We start from the raw sequence: 13,567 nt of genomic DNA on the forward strand, positions 1-13,567 counted from the left end.
CAATTGCCCACATCGCTGACCTGACTTGAGAAACGTCGTATCCAGTAGCATTGCTAATATTGATATATCTTATTTCTATTTGTTATTACTGAATCATTGACAGCATTTGGTTGAACTGATTCAGCCTTGGTGTGAAAGATGAAATTTATAAAAAAATCATGTAGTTAAAATTTAAAGGTTTGTAATCAGCTCGCAAGGTAGAAAGATCGTCTGGATTTTATCCGCTATCATCAAACTGCCAGGAAGGCAGTATGAGTCGTCGTGGTAACTGTCACGATAAAGCAGTTACAGACAGTTTTTTCCCGCTACAGAAACGCGGTAAGTCGCTCTCAGTGATGTTTTTGATGACTTCAAAATGTTTTATAAGAGTAAGCACCGGCATGGTTCGCGCGCTCAGATATCACCAGCAGAATATGAAAACCAATATCATCACTGGTCCGAAAATGTCGGGATTATCCGTGATGGTTATACTGTGTCGGGTATTTTTCTGTTATCTTATCGACTTTTCCTAATATTATTACAGCGTAGGTTGATAAGATTCATTTCAAGTATATCTCGACAGAGAAGCAATCCATCTATTTTAGCCGTAGTAAGACCTAGTTTGCGGATAGTATCATTTTTGATAGTGTAGACCATCTTTTTACTTATGCCTAATTTCGTTGAAAGCTCATGCGTACTGACTCCTGAAGATAGCATTTTTATTATTTTGTACGATTTTTTCCAACCGTTTTTATAGCTGTAGTTTGAGGTTGAGTTAAGTGATGAAAACAAAAAATCAAGAGTTGAGCATTGTGGTGAAATAAGCATTGAATTGTTATTTGTATCATTTTCGTTGAGCTTTAATGGTGTCAATATTATCACGCTAAGATCGTGTGAAGCTGCCAGTCTTAATACTCTACGGCGTTTTCGGAAACAGTGTATATATATTATTATTTTTTGTAGCGGGGTCTTTAATATTTCATCTCGAGTGTGTTTCCAGCTATTTACATTAATGTTATTACTTATGATAAACCCTTCTTTGATTACTGCTTTCAACGCTGCGCTAGCTCCTAATAAGAAAAAAATGTCATCTGAAATGATATGATAGATCATTAAAACCCCTTTGTTTATTTGTTGGAAGCTGTTCGCGTTTGTTTTACATTCAAATTAAATGCTTTATTAATAATGTAAGCATCAAATAGAGGTTTAATTTGTATGCCTTTATGCATCTGGATTCACAATCGCTCAATTAGCTGATGATTAAAATTTCTTTCGGTGCACGAAAATAAAATCTGGTAATGACATAGCGCCATGCTGGGAGGGTTTGATGTCTCATCACACTGGCTTATGAGATGCAGAGTAAGGTCATTTTCCTAAATGGTGAATTTTTTTTGTTAAAACATAAGTAAAACTTGTTATTTAACAACTGGTTATGATGATAAGTAAAACTAAGGTTTTGCTTATACTCAGAAAGTTGTGTGTTAGTCAGACTGCGAACTATTGGGAAGTATTTTTTTAAAATAAAGCGTTAATTACGTTAACGCAGCTCGTTTAAAACATCCGGAGTTATGCTAATGTATTGATATGTTTTGTATTAAAAGTACTTTCATTTTGTTGAGGGGCGTATGGATAAATATATTATTGATAATGAGATTGTTTTCTCCCCTCAGGAGAAACAGCTGTTATCTTTAAAGAATTCATCAACATTTACTATGCATAGCGCCAGCTCCAGTTGTTTGACACTTTTACTTGAGAAACATGGCGAGGTGGTAACCCAGCCTGAACTCATGGTGGCGGGTTGGGGGACGAATGCTATGCGTACCGTATCCAATGCAGCTTACTATCAATGTTTTGTTAATTTGCGTAAGGTTTTCAGGGAATTAGGTTATCAGAAGGAAATACTCACCACGGTCAGAGGGAAGGGAATTCGTGTCAATAAGTATGTTAGAATAAAAAAAGTTGTTGAGGATGGGGCTACCATTTCGCCACTTCGTCAACAGGATATTTCCAAACCAGAACAACCGGTTAAGCATAATTTACGCCGTGCAGAACTTTCCCCGGCTTTTCTGACCTCAGAGGCTGCATTTCTGCCCGCTCGAGAGGCGCAACCGGAGACCGCTAGCGAACCGGTTGTGGTAAAAAAAATATTTTCTCAACGTATAGTCTATCTGCTACTGTTACTTGGTGGCCTGCTATCTATTGCTTTCTTTATATGGACGATTATCAATAAAGAGAACGAGTTTACCATCGATGGCTATCGTAATTTTGCCAAGGAGCCATCCTGTGTTTATTTTAACGACCGAAACGATAATAATGATTTTGTTGTTGGTTTTTTACAACGTCACGGATACAATTGCAGTGCCGGGAAAAAATATTTTGTTTCCTATTTTTCGACTTCACCACGGTTGACTATTTTTATCTGTGGTCCTCAAGCTACCCTCAAATGTGATTCTGTAACCTACATTGTGGATAAAAATGACTAGATCTGTTTTTTCTGCTATATGCATGCTCCTGATGTTTCTTCCATCGGGTGTCTATGCTAATGATGATGTCACTTGTGAAGTTAATCATAGTTTGTATCACGATGATCTTGTGATTAAGGCATTCTACCGGTTTATCCTATCTAAAGGAACTGGGGTGATATTAATAAATGGAAAGGTTAATAATGACAAGGCTGCATATATCATCAGCCGAGAGGTCCGTTTTACTTATAATAAAAAAAGCGCCACTGATTATTTTTTGATAAATGATATCATCCACAAAAATCCGCTGGACAATGTTCCAGATTTCTTGCTCATGAAGCATTATCCCTCATTCTTTGTCGAAAATGGTAACTCTTTAACCTTTCGGATTAAACGAGAGAACAAAAGTGACTTTATTATGAGCTTTGTCAATGCACCTTTTTTTTATTGTAATGGCAGCAGCATCAAACGCTAATTATCGGTATGGTATGGCACCATGAAAAAATCTTCATCCCAGCATGCCTGGAGCTTTTTTTTCATAAATATACGGCAAGCGCCATCAGGTAAACAGTCAATTTTTCCAAATTCCTCCCAGCCGCTTTTCTTGTAGAAACCTGGAGCGTGGATATTCATGGTGTACAGAAATCCGGCAACACACCCTCGTTTTCGGCCTTCATCTTCGAATCGTTGTAATAACCCTTTCCCAATCCCCATTGATCTGAGTTCTGGTGGTAGATAAACAAAATCTATGAACAGTAAGCCCAGGGAAGAACGTCCGAGTATTCCCCCAAGAACCTTCCCACTATTTGTCTCGCGGATAACCACAGATAGAGGCTTTCTGTCACTAATATTGGTAATTTGATCGGTGAAATTTTTCAAACCGTTTTCAATTGATATCAGGTCCTCCAGGGCAATATTTTCTGACACATCTATCCTGAATCCTTCCATTCGTTCCATTCCTTCCTCCTGATTATTGGTTTTTGTCCGTTTTCTATCAAAGGGAGTGCCAAAAAGACTTCACCTATACCGCCCTCCTGAGTCGCACATGAGTCAAGTTCCAAAGGACAGCCCTCAGCATGGTGTTTATCTCGTGGCTTCTGATTTCTTTTACTGCCCTAAGTGATTGCGCTCCATGCCATAATCGTCAATCCAGGTAAATGATTTCAGCTGTGTCCTGAGGGTTGCCGACTGCGGGAGCATAATACTCAGCGACGAAAATGGCTGGAGCAGTCCGTCGGCCGGCAGGTTGCCGATCTCATCCCCGTTATCGAGGACAATTTTTAGCAGGGTATAGTGCAGTGGTGAGAGGTTACTCATCTTAAGGCATATTTTTCCATCGCAGCGTGTTGTTGTTGAGACGATCTTCTTAACGTTCTTTTCGGGGGTTATGTTTGCCAGTGCCGCGGGGCGGTAAAAAAGTTTGATGCGCGTGCGGAAAGCCATCTGCAGCAGAATTTTTTCCCCTTTTCCGGCCCCAGCGGCCTCAGGCGGGATTTCCAGCGCGTTAAGCCAGAATAACGATTCGCGATCGGTCGGCAACGTGCTGCGATCGCCAGCCAGCTGTAGGCGCACGATGCGGGAATCATGTCCGTTGAGGCGGAAAACCGGCGGCTGGATAAGAAATGGCATTCTGATGATTTCCGGACGATCCAGATAGTTGTCCCGGTCGGTCCACAACTGCATAAGGACCGCACTGTTCCCCTCATTCATAATGCTAAACGTTACCTCGCGATCCTGCTCGCTGACCACCAGGCGGGTGAAGTTAATATAGGTTTCAGCCGTTACCGGGGCGGTTAAAAAAATTACCAGAAAAAGTGAAGCCAATTTTGTAATGAAGGCCATGACGTACGCTCCCGGTGGCGATATTTATCTGTAGCGAACGGTAAAGACTACCGCCCCGTTGATACTGCCTGATGTAACGTTATTTTCCGTCTGGTAAAGGCCCGCGCGCAGCGGTACCGAGTAGTTGGCATTACTTTTGGTGGTATCATAATCGTCCAGGAGATACTCAGTATTGAACGACAGGGGTATATCCTGGTCGTTCAGCAACTGAATGCCCACCCCGCTGGCGGTAGAGGCGCTGCTCAGGGCAAAGACCCCCTGCGTATTATCAATAATCGACGAATTTGGGGTAAACAAATAGCTGATGCTGGCTAAGCCGGCAGGACACTTTTTAAAGTCCAGGTTAAAGTCGGTCCGCGAAGTGGTATAGCCGATGCCGGTAAAGCCAGCCCGGCTCGCAGGGGGGAGATCGACGGTAACATTGGGGGTAGTGCAGGTTCCACCGGTGGTTGAAATTACCAGCCCGCCGGAGCGGAACTGGGCGATCATATAGGTGCCGCTACCGAAGGAGGTATTGCCCTGATAGCTTTGGTAATGACGCATATAAACTGGGTCAAAAATGTTGAGACTTCCCGCCGTTAACGACGTTGAGGTCTTGACAAAACGTACCTGAACATCGACGCCAACATTCCATGAACTGCCGCTGTCGCTGGCATTGAATAGCTGCGCGGGCGTCTGGTAAATGCCGTTTTTGGCGGTCAACGGGTACCAGTCGCTGACCTGGCCCTTTACCGTATAACGCCATCGTGCGACGTAACCCAGGCCGGCCTTTACCGCAGTGTTGTAAATCGTGTAGGTCTGGCCATCGATCTGGGCAGTACTCCAGATGGTATAGGGCGGATATGCCTGTACCGCAACAGGGATATCCGAGTCTTGATAGGCGGTGCGATGGTTGCAGGTCCACGCCGTGGGATTCGACGAGGTGAACCAACTGCCGAGTAAATCGCCCACCTCCGCATCTTTGCCCACCTGAACAGTAGCGGAGTCAAAGTACTGATAATAGCCGTTGGTTCTGGTGCAATCGACCCAGCTTCCGTCTGCCCGGGCGAAACCACATAAGCCGCTGAAAGCGAGCAGGTACGGGGCTATAATACGCAAAATGCTTTTCATTATTCACATCTCCTGTTACTGGCAAACTGCGTTAAGCTGCGGCAGCTCACCGGCAGGCGTTGATTTTCCGCTCGGCAGGCGGTAGCTAAATGAGCAGCGTTGGTTTCCTCCACTCCCCCAACGTACGTGAAGCTGTCCGTTCTCATTTTTCACCCGTACAAACGCCTGCCCTCCCTGGGTGACATATCCGACGGTATTGTTAGCTTCATCAAGAACGGATGCACCAAACGGCAGTTCAGTAGACGGGTGTCTGAGTGTCAGAAGCGCAGAGTGGCCGACATCGGTTTTATACTTCATTAAGACCACCGCTCCCGCCGTGGGGACGCTATTCAGGCTGGTAACTTCCAGTGAAATATCGTTTGATAAGCCTTTCGGATCGAGCCCAATGGTATTTTGTCGGTACGGCGTTAAATACGGCACAGCCGCCTTACCCGAGCTGTTTAGCCGCAGGCTGTTGTTATTGGTAATTTTGGCTCCTGCAGCGTGATCTGCTTCAATTACGGCCATGGTGTCGCCCATCACCGGCGTCAGCGCCACGCCGCTCTGCCATGCCACACCGCCGCCGGATAGACTCACCCCGTACTGCTGATAGCCCTTTCCTGCGGACATGCTGCCGCCAATGTTGCTCCACGGCGAGGTCCAGTTGCCGCTCAGACCGCCGGTTGTTCGGGTCCCAACATCCTTGTAACGGTCTACGCTACCAAAGGCGCTATAGCTGTACTGGCGGTTGTCGCCAGCGGTTCCTGCAAGCGAGTTCTGTATGCCCCGATGATCGCGTTCCTGAATGTAGGTGGAGTTGAGATAGGCCGAACGGCCGCTGTCGCCGAGCGGCAGCGAAATGCCGATCGCAATCTTATTATCCCACTTGTCCTTCATCAGGTCCCAGGTACGGCTACCGTTAATGTTGAGGTTAAAACGCTTGAATACATTGGTGTAGCCGAACTGGTATTCCGTATCGCGGCCACTGCGGTTCCAGTAGTCCTGGCTACTGATGCTGATATTAAAGCTGCCCCACGAATCGTCGATATCTTGCGTGGCACTCAACTGAACGCGGTTTTTGCGGTTAGCGGTATCGTTGAACCAGCTGCTGTCGCGTAACTGCCCGGCGCGCAGCCTCATGGCGTCGTCAATACCGTAATAGCCCGAACTAGAATAGCGGTAGCTGGCGAGAGTTACGTTGGTATTCACCACCGGCAGTATTTTGGCAAAAGAGAAGCGTAAGCTTTGCCCTTCACGCTTGATATCGTCGCGCAACGTGCTGCGGGCGTGGGTGATATCCGTCGAAATTGCGCCAGCAGAGGTATTCAGGGCAACGCCACCTGCGACCGATTGATAGTTCTCGCCGCCCAGGATGCCGGTGTAGCCGGTAATCAGGTTGCTGAAGCCGTGGCGCAGCGTGCCCTGCATGATGTCCGGTTTTTCATCCACGGAGGCATTATGGTAGCGTCCACCCATTAAGGTATAGCGGGTGGTGCCTGGGCGCAAAAGTTCTGCAATAGAGGCGTAGGTAACGGTAAAGCGACGCTCGCTGCCGTCCGCTTCTTTAATCGTTACCAGCAGGTCCCCCCCGACCCCTGTCGGATACAGGTCGTCCAGCGTAAATGGCCCCGGCGGCACGGTTGTTTCATAGATACGTGTGCCCCGCTGGCTCACCTGGATCAGCGCATTGGTGTTGGCAATACCGTTGACCACCGGCGCAAATCCGCGCTGAGAATCCATATACATCCGATCGTCTGACGACAGCATCACGCCGCGAAAGCCCACGCTATCAAACACATTCCCGTCGGTGGAGGATTCGCCGATCACCAGCCTGCTACGCAGTGGAATAATCGCACGCTCAAGGTAAGTATTGGTATTGTCGTACTGCCAGCCCTGGCCTTTGTTCCAGTTAAACGAGCCACGGTAGCGCAGACGCCAGGCGTCCCAGTTGATGCCGCCGCGTAGCCCCAGGTACTGTGTTTCCAGCGAGTCGCCGCCGGACATGCTGGAATGGTAGGCGTTATAATCATACTGCAGCGTCGCGGCGGGAATACCGTGATCCCATAGCTCAGGGCTGACGTAGCCCCGGGCATGGCGAAGTAGATAAATCTGTGGCGCCTGAATGTTAATTCGCTGAGTACCAATATCATATTCGGCGCTCAGATCGGGGACGATATCTTTAGCGCGGAGGCAAGCGTTAGCCGATTGTAGCTTTTGTAATATTTCGCTGGTTAACTTATCAATGTTCATACCCAGCATGGAAACCAAATTAATATTAAAACACGGCTTAGCAACGATTGGGTTCTCTTCGTCATAGGTAAAATTAACGTCCGTACGGCCTTTCCATTTATCATTAACATAAATATCAACCGTATGAGTCCCGCTGGCTATGGGATTACCTTGGGAATATGCGCCAACGTCAATAGCTGAACGCATAAATGCACTATTAAAAACAACTTCTTCATTTTCTTTTGCTGATGCCGCTTGAGATAAGGCAATGGATAATATAACCAGTTGTGCAATACGTGATAAACGAACTGAAGAAGTTTTCTTGTTATTATTTTGGCAATTCCTGCTCATTTTTGGTTTCCCCTCCGTAATCATTAATTACACTGTAGAAAAGTGTGAGGCCTTTCAGGCTTTCAGCTCTTTTTGCTGTCAGCGGGAGACTCATTTCACCCTGAGGTGCCAGCATGCGTCGCGGAAAATTATCAACGGTGGCGACAACCGCAGCATGTTTTGATTTACGGATCTCGATGCTGCTGAATGTAACAAAATAGGGGGATTTATTTTTTACATTTAACGTATTGCCGTGCAACGTAAATTTAAGGTTCTTATAAGCCTCCAGAGGAGTTTGCTGAAGGTTGGTTGGACGGTAGAACAATTTAATTCGCGTTCGAAAGGCAAGCTGTAAAAGGTTAGTGCCACTCTCCACTAAACTAGTGGGTTTTGGCGGAACCTCGAGCATATTGAACCAGTACAGCGTCTCCCGGTCCTGGGGCAGGGCGGCATTAGTGAACATGATCCTCACCGCCTGACCTTTTGTGGGGTCGATGCGTACCACTGGAGGATTAATAATAAAAGGAACCTTTACTTCACCGGGTTTAGCTTTAGGATTCCCATCATCAATCCACAGTTGTAACAAATACGGATTCTTACCATTGTTTTTTAACTGGACAACAGCTTCTTTATCTTTTGAATTAAAGATGATGCGTGTTCCGTTAATTGCTACGTCCGCTACAGCGCTTGAGGGAATAATACTCGAGGCTATGAGGATGCAACCGGAGAGTAAATATTTAAACATCAAAAAACCTCATTATTATTGGGAGCAGGCAATCCTGCTCCCTGATTTGTTACTCGTAAACCATGGTGTAATCGACCTGGGTCGTCACGGTACCGGCATTTGCTGCGCCGGTTGCGTAGTACTGAGCGAAGTAGTTTAAGGTGCCGCTACCGCCAGAAATATCAACCGGAACATCGTTTTGACCATTGGCCACGGAAGCGCCGGCGACGATCGGGTTACGCGCAGAGTTCAGCAGCTGAACCTGTACATTGCTTGCCGCATCCGCTACACCAGAATCAATATTCAGACGGCCGCTCTGGCTATCAACATAGGCGCCTGGTTCAAAATAGGTGCTGGCCGTAGCAAGAGCGGTACCGGAGCAGCCGCCCAAAGAGATATTGAACGGCGTTGCACCGGCAGTTGCGCCCGCAGCGGCCAGCGTAGAAGCTGAAACCGTTGGTAAGGTTATGGTTGCACTATTCGTTCCGCCATTAACGGAAATAGTACACGTTGTGTCGGTAATCTTGCCGTTAATAGTGATGGTGCCGTCAGCTGCAATTGCTGAAGTTGCTGCTGCAGAAGAGAGGATCAGCATCAGCGCTGAAAGAGTGTGTTTAGAGTTACGCATAATTTTAATTCCTTTATTTGTATTGGTATAATCAGAAACATAACAATGCTATCGAGGTTATTTTTAATAAATAACTCATGTTTTATTAGCATAGAACGTCGATAGCATCATTTTTCATTAGCAATTGGAAGTGCTTGTTAATGAATGACAACGATGCTCTTGCAATTATTTCAGTATTTGTATGAAATCCCTGGTGGCACATTTTAGATTGGTATGACTCTGTGTGTTATCGCTCCGTTTTAAATTTTCTGGTGGTTGATGGGGGCCAAATAGATAAAATTACATGTTTGTAAATTATGCCTCCATGGTAAACATGAGATTTTGGCACCTATCTATTGGCTGTTTTTTATTTTTATACAGCCAGGGTTCAGCTGCATGTTTAATTTTTAACGTATATAGATGCCCATTTACAATAGTTTAAAGCAATCAAAATTGATGTATTGATTTTCATTTCCTATTGACGTGGGCTCGTTCTCAAATCTTAGTAAACACAATTTAGTAACACATTGAGAGGGTGTTAAAAAATATTATTTAAAATTATGTTGTTATGATTTGTGACGCAGGGTGTTTTATCAGGGAGGGAGATATGCTGGTGTGTTTATTAATCACTTGAGGTTTGCATTATTCTGGTTTTTTATTTTGTTTTAATTTATTAGTCTTGTGTTTTTAATTGTCCGGGCATTTTTTTATGGTGTTATTGGTTGGTTGTGGTGCTTGTGGTGAATTATATGTATTAAAAATGTTAAAACTCATTTATTTTCCAAAACGACATTTTGATAAATGAGAATGTTGCCGACCCCTTAAAGGGGAAAATTCTTATTTATTAACATGTATTATTTTGAAAAGGCAGTTACCAGATTAGCTCCTCTATTTTTGGTTACTTCATAAGGGTTATCTGATTGGCCTGCTACTGTCTGTTTTCGACCCGCAGTATGACCGACCGTTATAGTATCAACTGCCGGAGGTAAAGTATCCTGGCTACCATGTTGTCCGGTTGATTCAGTTTCTGTCACTGACGTCACGGTGAGTGGCGCAATGTTGTCACCGTTTGAGGAGAGATAGACAGCGTTAGCAGGCAGGGGCTTGTTGCCGCCCTGGCTGAACAGTCAGAAATGACAATCAGAATCTGGATTCGCTATCGCAAAAGCGTCACACCCATAACAGACTGACCTATACAGAAAAAGGAATACCTGCACCCATCATTCGAAATGAAAGCGGTTCTGCCTGATGCATATCGTATTGCTCAGTTCAATTAGGGCTGGTCCCCGAAAAGCGCAAAAGAGCTGGCAGACCTGGCCGTGAAGAGAGATAAGAGTATTAAGGATCCGGGGAGGCTGAGCGATAAAATTATTTCTGAAATAAAGACTATGCGAGTGGTTGTTGTTTTGACTATGGCCATGCAGAGGCTGCAGTGGTTTATCTGATCATACTTCTGCGCGATATCGTGTTGTTATCCTGGAAAAGACAAAGGGCCTGCGATTGCTCGCAGACCCTTGATTTTTGGTGGCCCCTGTTGGGTTTGAACCAACGACCAAGCGATTATGAGTCGCCTGCTCTAACCACTGAGCTAAGGGGCCGTGGCGAGGGATTATAAAGTAACTGACGGTTGCAATCCAGCGTAAAGCGCGCAGCTGCTGTTTTTATAAACAATGCATTTTCAATCCTTTATAATCATGTTTTAGCCATACAGCCGGAGAAAACATGATTAGCGATATCCTTGCGCCGGGCCTGCGCGTGGTCTTTTGTGGTATCAACCCGGGGAAGTCTTCCGCCCATACCGGCTTTCATTTTGCCCATCCTGGCAATCGCTTCTGGAAGGTCATCCATCAGGCCGGGTTTACCGATCGGCTGCTGAGGCCGGAAGAGGAGCTGCAGCTGCTGGATACGCGCTGCGGCATCACCATGCTGGTTGAGCGTCCGACGGTGCAGGCCAGCGAGGTCGCCCTGCAGGAGCTGCGCAGCGGCAGTCGTGAGCTGGTTCGGAAAATAGAGGAGTATCAGCCGCGGGCGCTGGCGGTTCTCGGCAAGCAGGCCTTCGAGCAGGCCTTTAACCAGCGCGGCGCGAAGTGGGGCAAACAGGCCATGACTATCGGCATGACTCAGGTGTGGGTGCTGCCCAATCCCAGCGGCTTAAACCGGGCGACGCTTGATAAGCTGGTGGCGGCCTATCGCGAACTGGATGATGCCCTGGCGACGCGCGGCCAGTAGCGGAGATATGCCACTTTCCTCGGATGGCCACCAGAACGCCATAAAAAAAGCTCCCCGCAGGGAGCTTTTTAACAGGCTGTGGACGATGCCCCGAGACGATTAATCGTCGAGGAAGCTACGCAGCACTTCAGAACGGCTTGGGTGACGCAGTTTACGCAGCGCCTTCGCTTCGATCTGACGGATACGTTCGCGGGTAACGTCGAACTGTTTACCCACTTCTTCCAGCGTGTGGTCGGTGTTCATATCGATACCGAAACGCATACGCAGGACTTTCGCTTCACGCGCGGTGAGGCCGGCCAGCACGTCGTGCGTTGCCGCACGCAGGCTCTCGGTGGTCGCAGAATCCAGCGGCAGCTCGAGGGTGGTATCCTCGATGAAATCCCCCAGATGCGAATCTTCATCGTCGCCGATCGGCGTTTCCATGGAGATAGGCTCTTTGGCGATCTTCAGCACCTTACGGATTTTGTCTTCTGGCATCAGCATGCGCTCAGCCAGCTCTTCCGGCGTCGGTTCACGTCCCATTTCCTGCAGCATCTGACGGGAGATACGGTTGAGCTTGTTGATAGTCTCAATCATATGCACCGGAATACGGATGGTGCGCGCCTGATCCGCGATGGAGCGGGTGATTGCCTGACGGATCCACCAGGTCGCGTAGGTAGAGAACTTGTAACCACGACGGTATTCGAACTTATCGACCGCTTTCATCAGACCGATGTTGCCTTCCTGAATCAGATCGAGGAACTGCAGGCCACGGTTGGTGTATTTCTTGGCGATAGAGATAACCAGACGCAAGTTCGCTTCCACCATCTCTTTCTTCGCACGGCGGGCTTTCGCTTCACCGATGGACATACGACGGTTGATGTCCTTCACCTGCTCGATGGTCAGGCCGGTCTCTTCTTCGATCTGGTGCAGCTTCTGCAGACCGCGCTGCACGTCTTCTTTCACTTCCAGCAGCTTCTCGGACCACGGCTTGTTCATCGCTACCGCAGCGTTGAACCAGGTTTCGCTGGTTTCGTTGCCGGTGAACAGGGTGATGAAGTTTTTCTTCGGCATTTTGCACTGCTCAACGCACAGCTTCATGATGATACGTTCCTGAGTACGAACGCGATCCATCATGCTGCGCATGCTGTTGACCAGGTAATCGAACTGCTTCGGCACCAGGCGGAACTGCTTGAAGACTTCAGACAGCTTCAGGATCTCTTCCTGCGCGGCGGCATGGCTACGACCTTTGGCTTTGATGGTGTCGCGCGTCAGCTCGTACTGGGTACGCAGCTCGGCGAACTTCTCGCGGGCCAGCTCAGGATCGATGCTGTTGTCGTCATCGCTGCTGTCGTCGTCGGCGTCTTCTTCGTCTTCGTCTTCGTCGTCATCCATCTCTTCCTGAGACAGTTCGGAACCAACGTGGGTGGCGGTCGGCGCCATATCTTCTTCGGCGTTCGGATCGACGAAACCGGTGATCAGATCGGACAGACGGGCTTCTTCCGCTTCGACGCGGTCGTACTGCTCAAGCAGGTAGGTGATCGCTTCCGGGTATTCGGCAACGGAGCACTGAACCTGGTTGATCCCATCTTCAATACGTTTGGCGATGTCGATTTCGCCTTCACGGGTCAGCAGCTCTACGGTACCCATTTCACGCATGTACATGCGCACCGGGTCGGTTGTCCGCCCGATTTCGGATTCTACGCTGGAGAGCACCTGCGCGGCAGCTTCGGCAGCATCTTCATCCGCGGTGTTTTCGGCAAGCATCAGATCATCGGCATCCGGTGCTTCTTCCATCACCTGAATGCCCATGTCGTTGATCATTTGGATGATGTCTTCGATCTGATCGGAATCGACGATATCTTCCGGCAGATGGTCATTGACCTCGGCATAGGTCAGATAGCCTTGCTCCTTACCACGTTGGACAAGAAGCTTCAGCTGTGACTGCGGGTTTTGCTCCATAAGACGGTATCCACACTTAATTCGTTTGATTGGTGTCGGCAGCGGGCTGTCGACATTTAAAGCGAGGGCGTACTTATATTATTGCCGCTGCGCCTCTGCGCGGCTGTCGGGGGCTTCCCGATCGATACTCGGCAC

The 13,567-nt window shown here is 47.6% G+C and carries 12 protein-coding genes, 1 tRNA gene and 1 pseudogene; 5 read left to right on the forward strand and 9 right to left on the reverse strand.

Features of this window, described 5'->3' with window-relative positions; translation table 11 throughout:
* Positions 1–224: 224 nt before the first annotated feature.
* Positions 225–448 (forward strand): annotated as a pseudogene (locus CWM53_RS14690) (IS3 family transposase); the annotation flags it as partial.
* A gap of 47 nt (positions 449–495) precedes the next feature.
* On the opposite strand, the gene CWM53_RS30530 reads toward CWM53_RS14690, so the two are convergent.
* Positions 496–1,092: a hypothetical protein gene (locus CWM53_RS30530; protein ID WP_133122281.1), complete on the reverse strand. Its 597-nt coding sequence runs from the start codon at positions 1,090–1,092 to the stop codon at positions 496–498.
* Between the two features lie 512 nt (positions 1,093–1,604).
* Between CWM53_RS30530 and CWM53_RS14695 the strand changes: the two genes are divergently transcribed.
* On the forward strand, positions 1,605–2,462 hold the full coding sequence (locus CWM53_RS14695; RefSeq protein WP_100631938.1) for a winged helix-turn-helix domain-containing protein: 858 nt from the start codon (positions 1,605–1,607) through the stop codon (positions 2,460–2,462).
* Complete coding sequence (locus tag CWM53_RS14700; RefSeq protein WP_100631937.1) at positions 2,455–2,916, forward strand: FidL-like protein; 462 nt, start codon at positions 2,455–2,457, stop codon at positions 2,914–2,916. Before CWM53_RS14695 ends, CWM53_RS14700 begins: the two co-directional genes overlap by 8 nt.
* Here CWM53_RS14700 and CWM53_RS14705 read toward each other — a convergent pair.
* From CWM53_RS14705 to CWM53_RS14730, 6 genes are all read right to left on the reverse strand, one after another.
* Positions 2,913–3,389 (reverse strand): GNAT family N-acetyltransferase, encoded by a 477-nt coding sequence (locus tag CWM53_RS14705; protein WP_100631970.1) that lies wholly within the window; start codon positions 3,387–3,389, stop codon positions 2,913–2,915. The two genes, CWM53_RS14700 and CWM53_RS14705, sit on opposite strands and share 4 nt — an antisense overlap.
* Before the next feature lie 159 nt (positions 3,390–3,548).
* A complete protein-coding gene (locus CWM53_RS14710) occupies positions 3,549–4,283 on the reverse strand; it encodes a molecular chaperone (protein WP_100631936.1) in 735 nt (244 codons plus the stop codon).
* Positions 4,284–4,307: 24 nt separating this feature from the next.
* Positions 4,308–5,393, reverse strand: a complete 1,086-nt coding sequence (locus CWM53_RS14715) for a fimbrial protein (RefSeq protein WP_100631935.1) — start codon at positions 5,391–5,393, stop codon at positions 4,308–4,310.
* A gap of 15 nt (positions 5,394–5,408) precedes the next feature.
* Positions 5,409–7,976 (reverse strand): fimbria/pilus outer membrane usher protein, encoded by a 2,568-nt coding sequence (locus CWM53_RS14720; RefSeq protein WP_319826682.1) that lies wholly within the window; start codon positions 7,974–7,976, stop codon positions 5,409–5,411.
* Positions 7,930–8,676: a molecular chaperone gene (locus tag CWM53_RS14725; RefSeq protein ID WP_100730009.1), complete on the reverse strand. Its 747-nt coding sequence runs from the start codon at positions 8,674–8,676 to the stop codon at positions 7,930–7,932. The genes CWM53_RS14720 and CWM53_RS14725 overlap by 47 nt, the downstream gene beginning before the upstream one ends.
* 49 nt (positions 8,677–8,725) lie before the next feature.
* Positions 8,726–9,283, reverse strand: a complete 558-nt coding sequence (locus CWM53_RS14730) for a fimbrial protein (protein WP_100631932.1) — start codon at positions 9,281–9,283, stop codon at positions 8,726–8,728.
* 1,058 nt (positions 9,284–10,341) lie between these two features.
* Here CWM53_RS14730 and CWM53_RS32375 point away from each other — a divergent pair.
* Positions 10,342–10,452, forward strand: a complete 111-nt coding sequence (locus CWM53_RS32375; RefSeq protein ID WP_100631969.1) for a phage head closure protein — start codon at positions 10,342–10,344, stop codon at positions 10,450–10,452.
* Between the two features lie 332 nt (positions 10,453–10,784).
* Here the strand turns inward: CWM53_RS32375 and CWM53_RS14740 are convergent.
* A tRNA-Ile gene (locus CWM53_RS14740) sits at positions 10,785–10,860 on the reverse strand.
* A 124-nt stretch (positions 10,861–10,984) separates the two neighbouring features.
* Between CWM53_RS14740 and mug the strand changes: the two genes are divergently transcribed.
* Positions 10,985–11,491: a G/U mismatch-specific DNA glycosylase gene (gene mug / locus CWM53_RS14745; RefSeq protein ID WP_061153269.1), complete on the forward strand. Its 507-nt coding sequence runs from the start codon at positions 10,985–10,987 to the stop codon at positions 11,489–11,491.
* 99 nt (positions 11,492–11,590) lie between these two features.
* Here the strand turns inward: mug and rpoD are convergent, their stop codons facing one another.
* On the reverse strand, positions 11,591–13,432 hold the full coding sequence (gene rpoD / locus CWM53_RS14750) for an RNA polymerase sigma factor RpoD (protein ID WP_074387563.1): 1,842 nt from the start codon (positions 13,430–13,432) through the stop codon (positions 11,591–11,593).
* Between the last annotated feature and the right edge of the window lie 135 nt (positions 13,433–13,567).

It is taken from the genome of Klebsiella sp. A-Nf5 (assembly GCF_002810545.1).
GTDB classification, from domain to species: Bacteria; Pseudomonadota; Gammaproteobacteria; order Enterobacterales; family Enterobacteriaceae; genus Klebsiella; species Klebsiella variicola.